Source organism: Ancylobacter sp. Lp-2, assembly GCF_020523795.1.
Lineage (GTDB): Bacteria > Pseudomonadota > Alphaproteobacteria > Rhizobiales > Xanthobacteraceae > Ancylobacter.
This window is the reverse complement of sequence record NZ_JAJALI010000003.1, coordinates 36,995-52,932: the sequence shown is the minus strand read 5'-3', so window position 1 is coordinate 52,932 and position 15,938 is coordinate 36,995. Positions and strand designations below refer to the sequence as shown.

General features: G+C 68.7%; 14 protein-coding genes. 6 read left to right on the top strand and 8 right to left on the bottom strand.

From position 1 onward, the window contains the following. Position 1: 1 nt before the first annotated feature. From LGR54_RS08580 to LGR54_RS08565, 4 genes are all read left to right on the top strand, one after another. Positions 2-1,342, top strand: coding sequence for an LLM class flavin-dependent oxidoreductase (locus LGR54_RS08580; protein WP_230361557.1), 1,341 nt, complete (start codon positions 2-4; stop codon positions 1,340-1,342). Between the two features lie 100 nt (positions 1,343-1,442). Then, positions 1,443-2,474 (top strand): amino acid ABC transporter substrate-binding protein, encoded by a 1,032-nt coding sequence (locus tag LGR54_RS08575; protein ID WP_230361556.1) that lies wholly within the window; start codon positions 1,443-1,445, stop codon positions 2,472-2,474. A 7-nt stretch (positions 2,475-2,481) separates the two neighbouring features. Continuing rightward, positions 2,482-3,675 (top strand): ABC transporter permease subunit, encoded by a 1,194-nt coding sequence (locus LGR54_RS08570; RefSeq protein ID WP_230361555.1) that lies wholly within the window; start codon positions 2,482-2,484, stop codon positions 3,673-3,675. Beyond that, positions 3,672-4,754 carry an amino acid ABC transporter permease gene (locus tag LGR54_RS08565; protein ID WP_230361554.1) on the top strand — a complete coding sequence of 361 codons (1,083 nt, stop codon included), beginning with the start codon at positions 3,672-3,674 and terminating at the stop codon, positions 4,752-4,754. The genes LGR54_RS08570 and LGR54_RS08565 overlap by 4 nt, the downstream gene beginning before the upstream one ends. A gap of 35 nt (positions 4,755-4,789) precedes the next feature. On the opposite strand, the gene LGR54_RS08560 is transcribed toward LGR54_RS08565, so the two are convergent. Genes LGR54_RS08560 through LGR54_RS08535 form a run of 6 tightly spaced genes read right to left on the bottom strand, consistent with a single transcriptional unit; the run spans position 4,790 to position 10,913 of the window. Next, complete coding sequence (locus LGR54_RS08560; protein ID WP_230361553.1) at positions 4,790-5,629, bottom strand: ATP-binding cassette domain-containing protein; 840 nt, start codon at positions 5,627-5,629, stop codon at positions 4,790-4,792. Further along, a complete protein-coding gene (locus LGR54_RS08555; protein ID WP_230361552.1) occupies positions 5,626-6,507 on the bottom strand; it encodes an ABC transporter ATP-binding protein in 882 nt (293 codons plus the stop codon). Before LGR54_RS08555 ends, LGR54_RS08560 begins: the two co-directional genes overlap by 4 nt. Positions 6,508-6,520: 13 nt before the next feature. Next, on the bottom strand, positions 6,521-7,414 hold the full coding sequence (locus LGR54_RS08550; protein WP_230361551.1) for an ABC transporter permease: 894 nt from the start codon (positions 7,412-7,414) through the stop codon (positions 6,521-6,523). Next, the gene (locus tag LGR54_RS08545; RefSeq protein ID WP_230361550.1) at positions 7,411-8,400 is read right to left on the bottom strand and encodes an ABC transporter permease; all 990 of its coding nucleotides are present in this window, start codon (positions 8,398-8,400) and stop codon (positions 7,411-7,413) included. The genes LGR54_RS08550 and LGR54_RS08545 overlap by 4 nt, the downstream gene beginning before the upstream one ends. Further along, positions 8,393-9,946, bottom strand: a complete 1,554-nt coding sequence (locus LGR54_RS08540) for an ABC transporter substrate-binding protein (protein WP_230361549.1) — start codon at positions 9,944-9,946, stop codon at positions 8,393-8,395. The genes LGR54_RS08545 and LGR54_RS08540 overlap by 8 nt, the downstream gene beginning before the upstream one ends. A gap of 25 nt (positions 9,947-9,971) precedes the next feature. Continuing rightward, positions 9,972-10,913, bottom strand: coding sequence for a homocysteine S-methyltransferase family protein (locus tag LGR54_RS08535; RefSeq protein ID WP_230361548.1), 942 nt, complete (start codon positions 10,911-10,913; stop codon positions 9,972-9,974). Positions 10,914-11,052: 139 nt separating this feature from the next. Here LGR54_RS08535 and LGR54_RS08530 point away from each other — a divergent pair, with 139 nt between their 5' ends. Together LGR54_RS08530 and LGR54_RS08525 are read left to right on the top strand one after the other, a co-directional pair. Continuing rightward, the gene (locus tag LGR54_RS08530) at positions 11,053-12,288 is read left to right on the top strand and encodes an acyl-CoA dehydrogenase family protein (protein ID WP_230361547.1); all 1,236 of its coding nucleotides are present in this window, start codon (positions 11,053-11,055) and stop codon (positions 12,286-12,288) included. A gap of 16 nt (positions 12,289-12,304) precedes the next feature. Continuing rightward, the gene (locus tag LGR54_RS08525) at positions 12,305-13,642 is read left to right on the top strand and encodes an LLM class flavin-dependent oxidoreductase (RefSeq protein WP_230361546.1); all 1,338 of its coding nucleotides are present in this window, start codon (positions 12,305-12,307) and stop codon (positions 13,640-13,642) included. A 531-nt stretch (positions 13,643-14,173) separates the two neighbouring features. Here LGR54_RS08525 and LGR54_RS08520 read toward each other — a convergent pair. Further along, a complete protein-coding gene (locus tag LGR54_RS08520; RefSeq protein WP_230361545.1) occupies positions 14,174-15,136 on the bottom strand; it encodes a sulfonate ABC transporter substrate-binding protein in 963 nt (320 codons plus the stop codon). Positions 15,137-15,165: 29 nt separating this feature from the next. Then, the gene (locus LGR54_RS08515; protein WP_230361544.1) at positions 15,166-15,933 is read right to left on the bottom strand and encodes an ATP-binding cassette domain-containing protein; all 768 of its coding nucleotides are present in this window, start codon (positions 15,931-15,933) and stop codon (positions 15,166-15,168) included. Positions 15,934-15,938: the final 5 nt, after the last annotated feature.

The window sequence follows — 15,938 nt, the reverse complement described above, 5'->3', positions numbered from 1 at the left end:
CATGAGCTCTCGTCCCCGCCAGCTGCATTTCAACGTCCATGTCTCGACGGGCGGCAACCATGAGGGCGCCTGGCGGCATCCGCGCTCCGAGCCGGTGCGGCTCACCTCGCTCGACTACCAGCGCAAGGTCGCCGGCATCGCCGAGCGCGGCAAGCTCGACGCGGTGTTCTTCGGCGACTCGCCGTCGCTGTCGGACAATGTGAAGCTGCGCCCGGTCGAGCAGCTCGATCCGGTGGCGCTGCACGGCGCGCTGAGCGCGGTGACCACGAATATCGGCCTCGCCGCCACCATCTCCACCAGCTTCAACGAGCCGTTCAACGTCGCCCGCAAGATCGCCTCGCTCGATCTTTTGAGCGGTGGGCGGGTCGGCTGGAACATCGTCACCACCAGTAGCGAGAATGCGGCACGCAATTTCGGGCTCGACGGTGTGCTCGCCCATCGCGACCGCTATCGCCGCGCCGAGGACTTCGTCACGGTGGTGAAGAAGCTGTGGGACAGCTGGGACGCCGACGCCATCGTGGATGACCGCGAGGCCGGCATCTATGCCGATACCAGCCGCATCCGGCCGGTCGTGCATGAGGGCGAGTTCTTCAAGGTGCGCGGGCCGCTCAACGTGCCGCCCTCGCCGCAGGGACGGCCGGTGCTGATCCAGGCCGGCTCGTCGGAGACCGGCGTCGCCTTCGCCGCCCGCCATGCGGAAGTCGTGTTCACCGCCCAGCGCACGCTGGAGGATGGGCAGGCCTTCTATCGCGAGCTGAAGCGGCAGGTGGCCGAGAACCGCCGCAACCCGGACGACGTGAAGATCGTTGTCGGCATCAGCCCGATCATCGGTGGCACCGAGGCGGAGGCGAAGAAGCTGGCGCAGGAGCTGAACGAGCTCACCGTGCCGGAATACGGCCTGCGGCAGCTCAAGCAGTTCAGCGGCGTCGATCTCTCCTCCTATCCGCTCGACGCGCCGGTGCCGCTTGATGCCTTCCCGGATGCCGACACGGTGGAGACCCATCGCAGCCGCACCGCGCTGGTGATCGAGCTGGCCAAGCGCGAGAAGCTGACCATCCGCCAGCTGCTGCACCGGTTGGCCGGCGCGCGCGGCCACCAGACCTTCGTCGGCAGCACCGACCAGCTCGCCGACCGCATCGAGGAATGGTTCAAGGCCGGCGCCGCCGACGGCTTCAACTTCATGCCGGCCTATCTGCCGGGCGGGCTGGAGGATTTCGTCGACGGCGTCATCCCGATCCTGCAGCGGCGCGGGCTGTTCCGCCGCGACTATGAAGGCACGACGCTGCGCGACCACTACGACCTGCCGTTCCCGGATCGGACGCGCACCGAGCGGGCCGCCTGACTGCAATCCCAACGCTTCTCCTGCAACCCGCATGGCTGCCGGCCCGTCCGATTCCGGACGAGTGCCGGCGGGCCGACCTCCAACCCCAAAGGGGCGATCAATGGCAGTGCATTCCTCTCCACGCGGCTGGCGCGCGCTCGTCGCCACCACGCTCATCGCCGCCACCAGCCTCGCCTCGGGCGCCGCCTTCGCCGGTCCGACGCTCGACAAGATCAAGGAGCGCGGCACCATCCGCGTCGGTGTCGGCACCACGCCGGGCTTCTTCGCCCCGGACAGCAATGGCAAGTGGCAGGGCTTCTTCATCGACTATGGCCGCGCGCTGGCGATCACCGTGTTCGGCAATCCGGACAAGGTGCAGTTCACCTCCTCCTCGCCGCAGCAGCGCCTGCCGGCCCTGCAATCCGGCGAGTTCGACGTGCTTTTGTCGGGCGTCACGGTGACCATCAGCCGCGCGCTGAAGCTCGGCTTCCATTTCGGCCCGACCATCTTCTATGACGGCCAGGCGATCCTCGCCCGCAAGGAAACCGGCGTGAAGACCGCCGCCGAACTCGACGGCGCCACCATCGGCGTGCAGAGCGGCACCACCGGCGAACTCAACATCGCCGATTTCTTCCGCAAGAGCGGCCACAAGTTCACTCCGGTCACCATCGAGGACACCAGCGAGTTCATCGCGGCGCTGGAGGCCGGGCGCGTCGACGCCATCACCCAGGATTCCTCCGACCTCGTGGGCAAGCTCACCCAGCTGAAGAAGCCGGACGACTACATCCTGCTGCCCGAGCGCCTGTCCAAGGAGCCGCTCGCCCCCGCCATCGCCGGCGGCGACGACCGCTGGCTGGAACTGGTCAACTGGACCGTCAACGTGACCATCCAGGCCGAGGAATGGGGCATCACCTCCAAGAACGTCGACGAGTTCCTGAAGTCGGACGATCCGGCGATCAAGCGCTTCCTCGGTGTCGATCCCTCGCTGGCGGAGACCATCGGCCTCGATCCGAAATGGGCCTACACCATCATCAAGACGGTGGGGAACTACGGCGAGATCTTCGACCGCCACCTGAAGCCGCTCGGCTGGGAGCGCGGCTACAACAATCTGTGGACGCAGGGCGGCCTGCTCTATTCGCCGCCGTTCCGCTGATCGTCCGGTGACCGACGACGTCAAGACAGCCCCGGCCTTCGCGAAGGCCGGGGCGCTGAGGGACTTCGCGACATGGTGGGGGCCGCGACCGCTCGGGCAGGTCGCGGTCCTCATTGCCGTGGTGCTGCTGTTCTACGGGTTCGCTTCCAACACGCTGGCGAGCATGGCCCGCATCGGCATCAGCCCCGGATTCGGCTTCCTCGACCGCGCGGCCAATTTCGAGATCGGCGAGAGCCCGATCGCCTTCAGCGCCGGCGACACCTATGCCCGCGCCATTTTCGCGGGCCTGCTGAACACCTTCAAGGTGGCGATCCTCGGCTGCGTGCTGGCGACCGTGCTGGGCGTCGCGCTCGGCGTCGCGCGGCTGTCCGGTAATCTGCTGCTCGCCGGGCTGGTGCGCGGCTATGTGGAGATCGTGCGCAACACGCCGCTGCTGCTGCAGCTGTTCCTGTGGATCGCGCTCGCCCATGCTTTGCCCGGGCCGCGGCAGGCGCTGGTGCTGTTCGACACGGTGTTCCTGACCAATCGCGGGGTGTTCGTGCCCCGTCTCGTGGTGGAGGGGATGCCGGTCTGGGGCTGGCTTGCCGCCCTCGTCGTCCTGGCCGTGGGGATCGTCCATCTGTGGCGCGGCCGCCGGCGGGCGCCCGGCATGCGGCGCACCATCCTCCTGTCCGGCGCGGCCATGCTTATCGGCCTCGCGGTGATCGTGCTGGCGTCGGGCGCGCAATTCGCCATCGACGCGCCGGCGCTCTCCGGCTTCAATATTCGCGGTGGCGCCAGCCTGACCCCCGAATTCGCGGCGCTGCTCGCCGGCCTGACCGTGAAATTCTCCGCCGCCATCTCCGAGGTCGTGCGCGCCGGCATCCTGTCGGTGCGCGCCGGCCAGTGGGAGGCGGGGCGGGCGCTCGGCCTGCGCGACGGGCAGATCATGTGGCGGGTGGTGCTGCCGCAGGCGCTGCGGGTCATCACCCCGCTCACCACCTCGAACTATCTCGATCTCATCAAGGATTCGAGCCTTGCCGTCGCCATCGGCTATCCGGATCTGGTGAGCATCGTGAACACCACCGCCAATACGACGGGGCAGGCATTCGAGGCGCTGCTCATCCTGATCCTCGTCTATCTCGCGATCAATCTCGGCGTGTCGGCGTTGATGAATCTCTACAACCGCCGCGTCGCGCTGCGCGGAGAGGCGGCGACATGACCGCGCTCGATCTCGATCCGCCGCGTCTGCCCGCCGCAGGTACGTGGACGGCGTTCCGGCTCGGCCTGTTCGGCTCCTGGCGCAACGGGGTCGTGACGCTGGCGACCGTGGCGGGGCTCGTCTGGATCGTGCCGCCGCTGCTGCGCTGGCTGGTGATCGACGCCACCTGGAGCGGCACCGCCGCCCAATGCCGCGCCCATGACGGCGCCTGCTGGGCCTTCATCGCGGCCAAGCTCCGCTTCATCCTGCTGGCGTTCTATCCGGCGGAACTGCAATGGCGGCCGGTACTTGCCTGCCTTCTCATGCTCGGCCTGCTGGCGGCGACCGCCATGCCGCGCTTCTGGCGGCGCGAGCTTGCGATCGCCTGGCCGGGGGTGATCGCGCTGTGCTGGGTGCTGATGGCCGGCCTGCCCGGCCTGTTGGAGCCGGTGGCGTCCAACCAGTGGGGCGGCCTGCCGGTGACGCTCATCATCTGGGCGGCGTGCTTTGCCAGCGCCCTGCCGCTGGCGGTGCTGCTGGCACTGGCGCGACGCTCCGACATGGGCGGGCTGCGCCTGCTCAGCATCGGCTATATCGAGCTGATGCGCGGCATTCCCATGGTGGCCGTCCTGTACGTCGCCATGTTGATCCTGCCTCTGGCGCTGCCCGCCGGCCAGTCGATGGACAAGATCCTGCGGGCGATGATCATGATCGCGCTGTTCTGGGCCGCCTATCTCGCGGAAGTGGTGCGCGGCGGGCTGCAGGCGGTACCGGATGGGCAGCGGGAAGCGGCGGCGACGCTCGGCCTCGGCTATTGGCGGATCATGCAGCTGATCGTGCTGCCGCAGGCGCTTCGCGTCGTCATTCCCGGCCTGGTCAACCAGGCCATCGGCTTTCTGCTCGCCACCTCGCTGCTGGCGGTGATCGGCATCTTCGACCTGCTCAACGCCGCCAAAGCCTCGGCGGCCGATCCGGCGTGGCTCGGATTCTATGACGAAGCCTATCTGTTCGTCGCGGCGATCTATTTCATCTTCGGCTATGGCGGCTCGCGCTACAGCCTGTGGCTGGAGCGGCGCCTCAGCCGGGAACGTCGGAACTGAGGGCTCGATTGCCGGTCACTGGCGCGTTTGCCGCGTCAAAATGGGCGCGTCGAGGGGCGGTGGGCGGCGAGCAGCGCCTGCGTATAGGGATGACGGGGCGCCGCGAAGAGCTCCTCGACCGGGGCCACCTCGCACAGTTCGCCGCGATACAGGACGGCGATGCGGTCGGCGAACCAGCGGGCCACGGCGAGATCGTGGGTGATGAACAATAGCGAGAGCCCGGTCTGCGCCTTGATCGTGCCGAGAAGCGCCAGCACGGAGGCCTGAACCGACACGTCGAGCGCCGAGACGATCTCGTCGCACAGCAGCAGCCGGGGCTGGGCGGCGAGGGCACGGGCCAGTGCCACGCGCTGGCGCTCGCCGCCGCTGACCTCCTCCGGATAGCGCCAGGCATAGTCTTCCGGCAGGCGGACGGCGTGCAGCAGGTCGATCACCCGCTTTTCGCGTTCCCGTGCGGACAGGCCGAAGAACAGTTCGAGTGGGCGCCCGATCGTTCTGCCGATGCGGTGCCGGCGGTTGAGCGACGAATCGGGATTCTGGAAGATGATCTGGATCTCTCGGCGCAAGTCGGCGGAACGCTTGTGGGCGTCGGCCGGCAGCTCGCCGCCGCGGTAGCAGATGCGCCCGCCGCTCGCCGGCTGGAGCCCGGCGACGATGCGCGCGAGCGTCGACTTGCCGCTGCCGCTCTCGCCGACGAGAGCCAGGGTCTCGCCGGGATGCAGTGACAGCGAGACCTGTCGCAGCACATCCGCCGAGGCGCCGGGTCTTCCCAGCAGGCCCCGTGTCTGGCCGTAGCGCGCGCTCACGCCCTCGAGCGTCAGCAGGGGCAGGGGAGCCGGCGCGCCGGCATTGGGGGAATAGAAGGCAGGTCTCACAGCGTGGCCACCCCGGGCAAGAGACCGTCGCCACGCTCGGCTCCGTTTCGCCATGGCGGCGGCGCGTCCAGTCGCGGCACCGCCGCCACCAGCCGGCGCGCATAGGGATGAACGGGCCGCGCGAGCACGGCCGCCGTCGCATTGCTCTCGACGATGCGGCCCTCCGACATGATGTCGATGCGGTCGCAGAGGTCGGAGAGGGTGAGCAGGTCGTGCGACACGAAGACGATCGTCACCTCCGACTGCCGGCGGATCTCGACCAGAAGATCGATCAGCGCGCGGCGGATCTGCGCATCCTGCCCGGTGGTAGGCTCGTCCAGCAGCAGGAGCTCCGGTTCGCTCACAAGGGCGAGGGCGAGGGCGATGCGCTGTTGCTGGCCGCCGCTGAACTGGTGCGGAAACCTTTGCAGCGCGCCATCCGGATCGGGAAAGCCGACGGCGGCGAGCTGCTCGCGCGCGCGCGCTCGCCGTGCCGGCGCGGCAAGCTCCGGGCGATGCGCGCGCAGCACATCCTCCAACAGGGTGGCGACCCGGCGGGTCGGCGTGAGGCTGGTGCCGCCGTTCTGCGGCACGAAGCCGATCCGCCTGCCGCGCAGGCCGCGCAGCTGTGCCGGCGAGAGGGTGGAGAGGTCATGTCCGTCGACGCGCAGCGCGCCGGCCGCGATGCGCCGGCCCGGTCGGGTCTCGCCGAGCAGCAGCGACACCAGCGTCGATTTTCCGCACCCGGACTCCCCGGCAAGACCCACCGCCTCGCCGCGGCCGATGGTGAGGTCCAATTCCCGGATGACCGGACGCCACGTGCCGCCCTGGCGGTATTCGACGGTAAGGCGCTCGACATGCACCAGTGGTGCACGGCGCGACGGAATGGATGAGGTCACGATGGCGAGCTCCCTAACGTGCCGGCCCGAGGGCGCGGGCGATGCCGTCGGTCAGCAGATTGACGGTGAGCACCAGCGCCGCGATGGCGGCCGCCGGTGCGACCACCGGCCAGATGGAGGCGTCGAGGCCGCCGCGCCCCTCATTGATCATCGCGCCCCAGTCCGGGGTGGGGGGCGGGGCGCCGAAGCCGAGAAAGGCCAGCGCGCCGATGAGGATGACGGCCCAGCCGGTGCGGATGGAGAATTCCACGAGCAGCGTGCCCGCGACATTGGGCAGGATCTCGCGCAGCGCGATGGCGAGGCGACCTTCGCCCCGCGCTCGCGCCGCGAGCACGAAATCCTCCGCCACGAAGGCCAGTGCCGCCGCCCGTACCACGCGGGTCGAGCTCGGCACGGCGAGCAGTCCGACGGTGACGACCACCACCGCGATGCTGGGCCCGAGCGCGCCCACCACCAGCAACGCGAGGATGACCGAGGGGATGCTCGCCAGCACTTCGAGGAAGCGCATGCCGATCTCGTCGGCGAGGCCTCCGCAATAGCTGAGCACGAGGCCGAGCGCACCGCCGACGGCGGTGGTGAGCAGCGCCGCGCCCCCCGCCATCAGCAGCGCCGTGCGGCCTCCGTAAAGGACGCGGCTGAACACATCGCGGCCGAGCGCGTCGGTGCCGAGAAAATGGGTGGCCGATGGCGGCTCGAAGGGGGCGCCGACGAAGATCTCGGCCGGCGAGAAGGGCGCCAGCCACGGGGCCAGCGCACTGACGAGGGCATAGACGAGCAGGACCAGCGCCGCGACGCGCGCGGCGCGCGGCAGACGCGCGAGGAAAGCGCGCGTGCCGCTGCGGCGCGGCCGGGCGGGCGGAACGGACGCCGCCGCGATCCACTCGGCGAAGATCTTGCTGTCGCTCATGACGACCGGGTCCGCAGCTTGGGATTGAGCAGGGTCGTGCCGATGTCGGCCGCCAGATTGAGCGCGATATGCGTGCCCGACAGGATCAGCGCGATGGCCTGGATGATCGGGACGTCGTGGAAGCGCACACCCTCGACGAGAAGTCGCCCGAGGCCGGGATAGTTGAACACGGCCTCGATCACCACGATGCCGCCCACGAGCCAGGCTGCATTGAGCGCGATGGCGTTGATCGCCGGACCGAGCGCGCTCGGCAGCGCATGGGCGAGCACGATCTGCAGGGGAGGCAGGCCTCTCAGCCGTGCCACGCGCACGAAGTCGGAGTTCAGCACCTCGATCATCGAATCGCGGGTCTGACGCACCACATAGGCGGTCATCGCCGCGTTGAGGGCGAGGATCGGCAAAGTGAGCATGTACAGCATGTCGGTCCAGGACGTGGCCTGATCGATCAGCGCCAGGGGCGGAAACCAGCCGAGCTCGACGGAGAAGACGACGATCAGGAAGATGCCGACCACGAAATCGGGCACCGACATCGCCACCAGCACCAGCGCCGAAAGTCCGAGATCGAGGGGAGTGTCGCGCGTGAGCGCGCAGACCAGGCCGAGGAACAGGCTGAGCGGGATGTGGACGGCGAGCACGATGGCGCCGAGCAGCAGCGTGTGCCGCAGCGGTGGGACGAGATAATCGGCCACCGGCCGCTTCGACACCATCGACGTGCCGAGATCGCCGCTCACGAAGTCGCCCAGCCACCGCCCGTAGCGGACGATGGCCGGATCGGAAAGGCGCATCTCGCTGCGCAGGATCGCCACCGACTCCGCCGTCGCCTCCCGTCCGAGCGCCCGCTGAGCGGTGTCGCCGGGAAGGATGTCGACGGCGGTGAAGATGATCACCGACACCACGAGGAACGAGACGAACGACAGGAGAACCCGCCGCAGGACCAGCCACAGGAGCGGGTTCATCTCGTCAAGGCGCCGCACGGCCTCAGCCATCAATGGTGATTCCCGTGAAGTCCTGCGACTCGAGCTTGGGGTGGCGCTTCCAGCCCTTCACCGCCTTGCGGCTGCCGCTGATCGTGTCGACGAAGAACGGGATGACCGTGCCGCTGTCGTCGCGCAGCAGGGCCTGCGCCCGCGCCAGAATCTCGGCGCGCTTCTCCTCGTTCACCGTCAGGCGCGCTTCCGCGATGAGCGCGTCATAGGCCTTGTTGTACCAGTGGGATTCGTTCCACTTCGAATTCGACAGGAAGGAGAGGGTCAGCGCGTCATCGACCGTGGTGGCGTCCCACGAGGTGGTGACGAAGGGCTTCTTGAGCCACACATTGGTCCAGAAGTCGGCGGCGGGCGAGGTGACGATGTTGATGCGGATGCCGGCCGGTTCCGCCTGCGCCTTGTAAGCGGCGGCGAGCTCCGAAAGGCCGGTGCCCTGGAAGGTGTGAAGGTCGACGTCGATGCCGTTGGGATGACCGGCCTCGGCCAGCAGCTTCTTCGCCGCCGCGATGTCGTATTTGCGCTGCTCGGTCTGCAGGGCGAACTTCTGCCAGGGCCCGACCGGCAGATCGTTCGCCACCACGCCGCGCCCGCCGGTGACGGCCCGCAGCAACTGCTCGCGATTGGCGGCAAGCTTCAGCGCCTGACGCACGCGCACATCGTCGAAGGGGGGCGTGTCGGAAAACGCCGCGAAGCCGAACCAGCGCGAGGATCGAGTGGTGTCGACATTGACGTTGGCATCGCTTTCGAGACGCTGCAGCCCCACCAGCGGCAGCTCCAGCACGATGTCGACCTGCCCATAGCTGAGCGCGGCGATGCGGGCGGCCTCCTCGGGAATGGTGCGCACCTCCACCCGGTCGACGCCCGGCTTGCCCGGCTGCCAGTAGCCGGGATGCCGGAGGAAGATGCTGGGATCCTCGCCCGGCACGAAGCGCTCCACCTTGAAGGGGCCGGTGCCGATGCCGGCCGTCTTGAGCTGCTCGGTGGTCTGGCCCTGCCGGACGATGCTGGCGATGCGATGGGTGAGCTGCAGCGGGAATTCGACCACCGGCTGGCGCAGGGTGAATTCGACCGTGTGATCGTCGACGGCGCGGATCTTCGCCGGATCGATCGCTGCGAGCACGGTGACCGCGCGCGAGCCCAGCGCCGGATCGAGAATGCGGTTGAAGGTGAACAGAACGTCCTTGGCGGTGAAGGGGCTGCCGTCGTGGAACGTCACGTTCGGGCGCAGCTTGAAGGTCCAGACGTCGCCGACGTCGTTGGTGGACCAGGATTCGGCGAGCTGTGGCTTGGGCGAGAAGCTCTCGTCGAGCGTGACCAGCCGCTCATAGACGAGGGTGAGGCGGGCCTGGTTGGCGCCGCTGCCGACGGTGAGCGCCGGATCGAGGGTCGAGTTGGGGCCGTCGGCGGCGCCGCCCGCGATGCGCAGCGTCTTGGTGTCGCCGGCCGCGCGTACCGCCGGCGTGCCGAGCGCGAGGGTGCCGCCGAGCGCCGCGGCACCCGCAAGTACCGTGCGGCGCGTCGGCCGGAAGAAATCGAAAGCAGACATAGAGGAAATCCGTGATGAAAGGGGGTCAGGAAGCGATCTCGTCGACGACCCAGCGCAGCTTGGCGATGTGGTCCGGGCTGGCGCCGCAACAGCCGCCGAAGATGCGTGCGCCGCCGGCGTGCCAGTGGCGGGCATGGTCGGCGAAGATCTGCGGCGGAAGATCGTCGCGCAGCGGTGCCGACTGGCTCTCGTAATCATCCCAGTTGCCGGGATCGAGCGTGCGGTCCTTGTAGCCGGTGCGCTTGTTGAGGCCCGGCTTGAACGCGTTGGCATAGGCGCCGAACGGCTTGCCGAGCGCACCGAATTCGCCGAGCGCGGCATCGATGCTTTCCGGCTGGCAGCAATTGGCGAGGAAGGCGGCGATCGGCAGATGCGCCAGCGCCTCCACCGCTTCGGTCACCGTCTCCCCGCTCCACAGGCGGCCCGAATGATCCTCGTGCAGCGAGAAGGCAACCCAGACCGGCTTGCCGATCTCCACGGCGGCGGTGGCGGCCGCCAGCGCTTCCGCCGAGCTCGACATCGTTTCGCAGATGTAGACATCGACATAGGGCGCCAGCAGTTCGGCCTGCTCGCGGTAGCGCGGCAGCAACTCCTCGAAGGACAGCACTAGCTCGGGACGATAGCTGCGCGAAAGCGGCGGCAGGCTGCCGGCGATGGCAACCTCTCGCCCCGCCTCGTCGCGGGCGCGATTGGCCAATTCGCCGGCCAGGCGGTTCAGTTCGGCATAGCGCTCGCCGAGCCCGCCCTCCGTCAGCCGGTCGCGGACCACGCCATAGGTGTTGGTGGTCACGACATCGGCGCCGGCGCGGATGAAGTCGGCATGCACGGCCTGGACGGTGGTGGGCGCCAGCAGAAGCGCGGTCGCCGACCAGAGATCGGTAAGAATCGGGACGCGTCGCTTGAGCAGTTCAATGCCCGTGCCGCCGTCCAGCAGCAGCGGGCGGTCAAAATCGAAAGTCGCCGTCATGGGAAAAAACACTCCAGCCTGGCTGATGCCTGAGGCCGGTGTATGGGGAGCCGGTTTGTCTTGATTGTCAATTAAAAATATAAATTATATAGACTATAAAAATGTCCGCTGCACATCGCCGCTTCGAGGATCGCATCGCATGACCAGTCCCGTTTCCCCTGCTTCCATCAAGTCTGCCGCTCCCATAACCGGTGACGGCGCGGATCCGTTCGAGGGCATTCTCCAGCGAATCGCCGAAGGTGCGGTGGAGCGCGACCGGAGCCGGCTTCACCCCGTCGAGGCCTTGCGGGAGCTGAAGAATGCGCGTTTCGGCGCGCTGAGCCTTCCACGCGACGAGGGTGGCGGCGGCGCCGGGTTGCGCGGGGTGATCGAGCAGGCGATCCGGCTCGCCACGGCCGACGCCAATGTGGCGCATATCTTCCGCAATCATTTCCTGTTCGTGGAGAGGTTCCTCGTTGCCGGACCCGACGAGCGCGGGGCTGAATGGCGCCGCGCCGTGCTGGACGGCGCGATCTTCGGCCTCGCCAGCACCGAGCTCGATCGCAAGCAGACCGGCGGCGCCTCGGACTTCAGCACGCTGCTCACGCCCGATGGCGACGGGTATCGGCTGACCGGCCGCAAATATTACAGCACCGGAACGTTCTACGCCGATTTCGTGCTGGTGCGGGCCACCATTCCGGGGGAGGGCGGGGCCTCCATCGTGGTGCCGACCGATCGTGACGGCATCGAGCGGATCGACGATTGGGACGGCATCGGCCAGCGCGTCACCGGCAGCGGCACCACGGTGTTCGACAACGTCGCCGTTCAGCCGCGCGAGGTGCTGCCGGATGGCGGCAATCCGCCCTATCTGCTGCCGTTCACCTCGACGCTCGCACAGGTCTATGTCACCGCGATCATCGTCGGCATCCTGAAGGCGGCCGAGCGCGATGCCGCCACGCTGCTGAAGGGGCGCGGGCGCAATTTCTATTTCGCACCGAGCGAGCGGACCGTCGAGGATCCGATCCTGCTGCAGGCCATCGGGCGTATCTCCAGCGACGCCTTCGCGGCCGAACTCGCGGTGCTCGCCGCGGCCGACGCGCTCGAACGGGTTTCGATCGCGCGCGCGGAGGGACGCACCGATCTCGAGGAGCGCGCGCACGAGGCGTCGCTGATCGCCGCCAAGGCCAAGATCGTGGTGGACGAACTGGCACTGCGTTCGACCACGGCGCTGTTCGATGTCGGCGGCGCCTCGGCGGCGTTGCGCGAGCGCGGATTGGACCGCCACTGGCGCAACGCGCGCACGCTCGCCTCGCACAATCCCGCCAGCTACAAGGCGCTTGCGGTCGGAGGCTATGAGATCAACGGCACGCGCCTGCCGTCGCTGGGCTTCTTTTGAGAACGGGAGCACGGCGATGAGCGCACGCACGCTTCACCTCAACATCAACATCCTCAATTCGGGCTTCCACAGCGGAGCCTGGCGCGCACCGGCGGCCGATGCGCGGGACTTCCTCGACATCGGCCACTATATCCGCGCCGCCCGCACCGCCGAGCGCGGCACCTTCGACGCGGTGTTCCTCGCCGACACGCCGAGCTTCTCCGACCGACCGGAATACCGGCCCTTCAACGCGCTGGAGCCGACGGTCATCCTGACCGCCATCGCGGCCTCGACCTCGCATATCGGGCTGATCGGCACCGCCTCGACCAGCTATAACGATCCCTACAACCTGGCGCGCCGCTTCGCCTCGCTCGACCTGGTGAGCGGCGGGCGCGCGGGTTGGAACGTGGTGACGACGGCGGATTCCGGCGCCTCGCGCAATTTCGGCTTCGACGGCGCGGCGGCGCATGCCGACCGCTACGAACGCGCCGCCGAATTCACCGAGGTGGTGAAGGCCCTGTGGGGCAGCTGGGAACCGGACGCCTTCATCGGCGACAAGGCGAGCGGACGCTTCGTCGACGTGTCGCGGGTGCATCCCATCGAACATCGCGGCCGGCATTTTCGGGTGCGCGGCCCGCTTTCAGTGCCGGGCTCGGCGCAGGGACGGCCGGTGATCGTGCAGGCCGGCGGCTCAGGGGACGGCCGTCATCTGGCGGCGCTGCATGCCGACGCCATCTTCTCGGTAGCCCACACGCCGGAGGAGGCCATCGCCTTCGCCGACGACGTGCGGGCGCGCGCCCATGCGCTGGGGCGGCGGGATCCCATCGTCTTCCTGCCGGGGCTCGGGACCACGCTCGCCTCCACCGAGGCCGAGGCGTTGCGTCGGCAGCGGGAACTGCTCGAGCTGATCGATCCGGTCTACGCGGTCGCCCGCGTCGCCGGGCTGTTGCAGGTCGATCCGGACCGGCTCTCGCTCGACGCGCCGCTGCCGGATGATCTCGCACCGCCGCCCGACGGCATGCAGACCTTTGCGGCGGCCACGCTCGCGCTTGCGCGCCGGGACCGGCTGACCGTGCGCGATCTCGTGCGCATTCTCGGGGGCAGTACGGGGCATCGTCTTTTTGTCGGCACGCCGGAGCAGCTCGCCGACGATATCGAGCACTGGTTCCTGGCCGGTGCGGCCGATGGCTTCAATCTCATGCCGGACGTGGTGACCGACGGCCTCGAAATCTTCGTCGATCATGTGGTGCCGCTGCTGCGCCGCAAGGGCATCTTCCGTTCGCATTACGAGGAGGCGACGTTGAGGGAGCGCCTCGGCCTCGAACCTCCGGCGCGGGCGGCGGCGGACGCGGAGAAGATCGTCGCGGCCTCATGACCACGGGCTTCGTGCCGGCAGGCTGGCCTTCGCAATCGCCTTGGCCAGGCTGCCGGCACGCCAGCCGGTGCATGACGCGGTGTCGGTGCGCCGGTTGCGGGCGTTCCTGTTGCGGATGAGCCGATGCGGGCGACGTGCCGCCTCTCTCATCCTGCTGACACGGCGCTCCCGCGCGCGCCGCTTCGAGGCGTCGGCGGCCGGTCGGACCTGTGGAAGGATGCGTCGCGCGCGCCGCTGGGTCGAAGGGGCGGCAAGGCCGCCCGCCCGCTCGCTGCTGCTCGGCTGCTTCCGGATCGCGAGGCCGGCGTTCCGCGACGGCGGAGCGCGCGCCCGTCTTCATCGGTCAGCGGGGCGGGTTCTCCTCACCGGAGCCCTTCGAGGATCAGCACGGATCCAGCCTGCCGCGTCTCGTATGCCGGTGATGTCGGCGCTTCGGAAGCGGCGCGGCGGCACGTCGACCGTGGCCGCCGAGGCGGCGCTGGTCGTTGGCCTCTCGGCGGCGGCAGAAATGTCGAGCTGGGCCGCCCGGTACTACAGCCCGTTGCGAAGCACCGCGTCGGCGATGACGATCTTCTTCGGCAGCAGACCGAGGGCGAAGAAGGTGTCGGCGACGGCCTGCTGGTCGGCGATCACCTTGTCGGTGAGCGGGGCGACGCCGAAGCTCTGCCGGGCGACCGCGACGGCCAGCACCGGCGCCGGTATCCCGGTAGAGGGTGCGAGCTCGGCGACGGCCGCTCCGGGATCCTTCTGGATCCAGTCATCGGTTTCGCGGATCGCTTCGATGAGCTGGCCGATCACCTTGGGATTGGCCTCGGCAAATTTGCGCGCGCCGAGATAGAACTGGTAATTCGGCACGATCCCTTCCGCGGTGGTCAGGGTACGCGCCTTGATCGCGACCTCGGCCGCCGCCTGGAACGGGTCCCAGATCGCCCAGGCATCGATGGCGCCCTTCTCGAAGGCGGCGCGGGCGTCGGCCGGCGGCAGGAACTTCACGGTGATGTCCGAATAGGCGAGGCCGTTCTTCTCCAGCGCCTTCACCAGCAGGAAGTGCACGTTCGAGCCCTTGTTGAGCCCGACCGTCTTGCCCTTGAGGTCCTTCACCGACTGGATCGGGCTGTCATGCGGCACGAGGATCGCCTCGCCCTTCGGTGCCGGAGGCTCGTTGGCGATATAGGCGAGATTCTCGCTGGCGGCCTGCGCGAAGATCGGCGGGGCTTCGCCGGTCTGGGCGATGTCGATGGCGCCGGCGTTCAGCGCCTCGAGCATCTGCGGGCCGGCGGCAAATTCCGCCCATTTCACCGAGACGCCGAGCGGTTCCAGCTTCTTCTCGAGGATGCCGCGGCCCTTCAGCAGCACCAACGTGCCGTATTTCTGGAAGCCGACGCGAACTTCCGTCCCGGCGGCGAATGCGGAGTGTCGTCCGGACGCCGCGAGCACGGCGGCAAGGCCGGCGGTGCCGGCGAGAACGGTGCGGCGGGTGAGGGCGGCGGTCATCTGTGTCTCTCGGTGTTGGCGTTCGGACGTCAGGATGAAAACAGCGTGTCGAGTATACGCCCTTCGAGGGCGGCGAGCTCGGCCGAGCCGCGTCGGCGCGGGCGCGGCAGGTCGATATCGAGATCGAGCGCGATCCGGCCCCGGTCGATCAGCACGATCCTGTCGGCCAAGGCGAGCGCCTCCGCGACGTCATGGGTGACGAGGAGCGCGGTGAAGCCCTGCTCCCGCCAGAGGCGCTCGAGGAGGGTTTGCATCTCGATGCGGGTGAGGGCGTCGAGCGCGCCGAGCGGCTCGTCGAAGGCGAGAAGTCGTGGGCCGGAGGCGAGCGCGCGCGCCAACGCCACGCGCTGCTTCTGGCCGCCGGACAGTACTGCGGGCCATTCCCCGGCGCGGTCGGCGAGACCGACTTCGGCCAGGATGGCGCGAGCGCGGTCGTGACGCTCCTCGCCCTTCACGGAGGCCGGCAACCCCACCTCGACATTGGCCAGCACACGCTCCCAAGGCAGCAGACGCGGCTCCTGGAACATGATGCGCGTTGCCGCGCCTTCCTGCGGTCCGTCGAACAGCAGGCGGCCGGCGCTCGGCCGGTCAAGTCCGGCGATCAGGCGCAGCAAGGTGGACTTGCCGCATCCGCTCTTGCCGACGACGGCAACGAACTGCCCGGCGGGGATGGCAAGGTCGATCTGCTCCAGGACCCGCTTGGTGCCGAAGCTGCGTCCGACCCGCTCCAGCCGCAGGCCGAGGCCGCGCGGCGTATCGGGGAGCTTGAAGCTGCTGGGAGCGGGAGCGATGGTCATCGGGC

Excerpts from the sequence above, each read along its gene's own strand:
- LGR54_RS08580 (WP_230361557.1), top strand. The coding sequence starts at position 2 with ATGAGCTCTCGTCCCCGCCAGCTGCATTTCAACGTCCATGTCTCGACG.
- LGR54_RS08575 (WP_230361556.1), top strand. The coding sequence starts at position 1,443 with ATGGCAGTGCATTCCTCTCCACGCGGCTGGCGCGCGCTCGTCGCCACC.
- LGR54_RS08565 (WP_230361554.1), top strand. The coding sequence starts at position 3,672 with ATGACCGCGCTCGATCTCGATCCGCCGCGTCTGCCCGCCGCAGGTACG.
- LGR54_RS08550 (WP_230361551.1), bottom strand. The coding sequence starts at position 7,414 with ATGAGCGACAGCAAGATCTTCGCCGAGTGGATCGCGGCGGCGTCCGTT.
- LGR54_RS08545 (WP_230361550.1), bottom strand. The coding sequence starts at position 8,400 with ATGGCTGAGGCCGTGCGGCGCCTTGACGAGATGAACCCGCTCCTGTGG.
- LGR54_RS08540 (WP_230361549.1), bottom strand. The coding sequence starts at position 9,946 with ATGTCTGCTTTCGATTTCTTCCGGCCGACGCGCCGCACGGTACTTGCG.
- LGR54_RS08535 (WP_230361548.1), bottom strand. The coding sequence starts at position 10,913 with ATGACGGCGACTTTCGATTTTGACCGCCCGCTGCTGCTGGACGGCGGC.
- LGR54_RS08530 (WP_230361547.1), top strand. The coding sequence starts at position 11,053 with ATGACCAGTCCCGTTTCCCCTGCTTCCATCAAGTCTGCCGCTCCCATA.
- LGR54_RS08525 (WP_230361546.1), top strand. The coding sequence starts at position 12,305 with ATGAGCGCACGCACGCTTCACCTCAACATCAACATCCTCAATTCGGGC.
- LGR54_RS08520 (WP_230361545.1), bottom strand. The coding sequence starts at position 15,136 with ATGACCGCCGCCCTCACCCGCCGCACCGTTCTCGCCGGCACCGCCGGC.
- LGR54_RS08515 (WP_230361544.1), bottom strand. The coding sequence starts at position 15,933 with ATGACCATCGCTCCCGCTCCCAGCAGCTTCAAGCTCCCCGATACGCCG.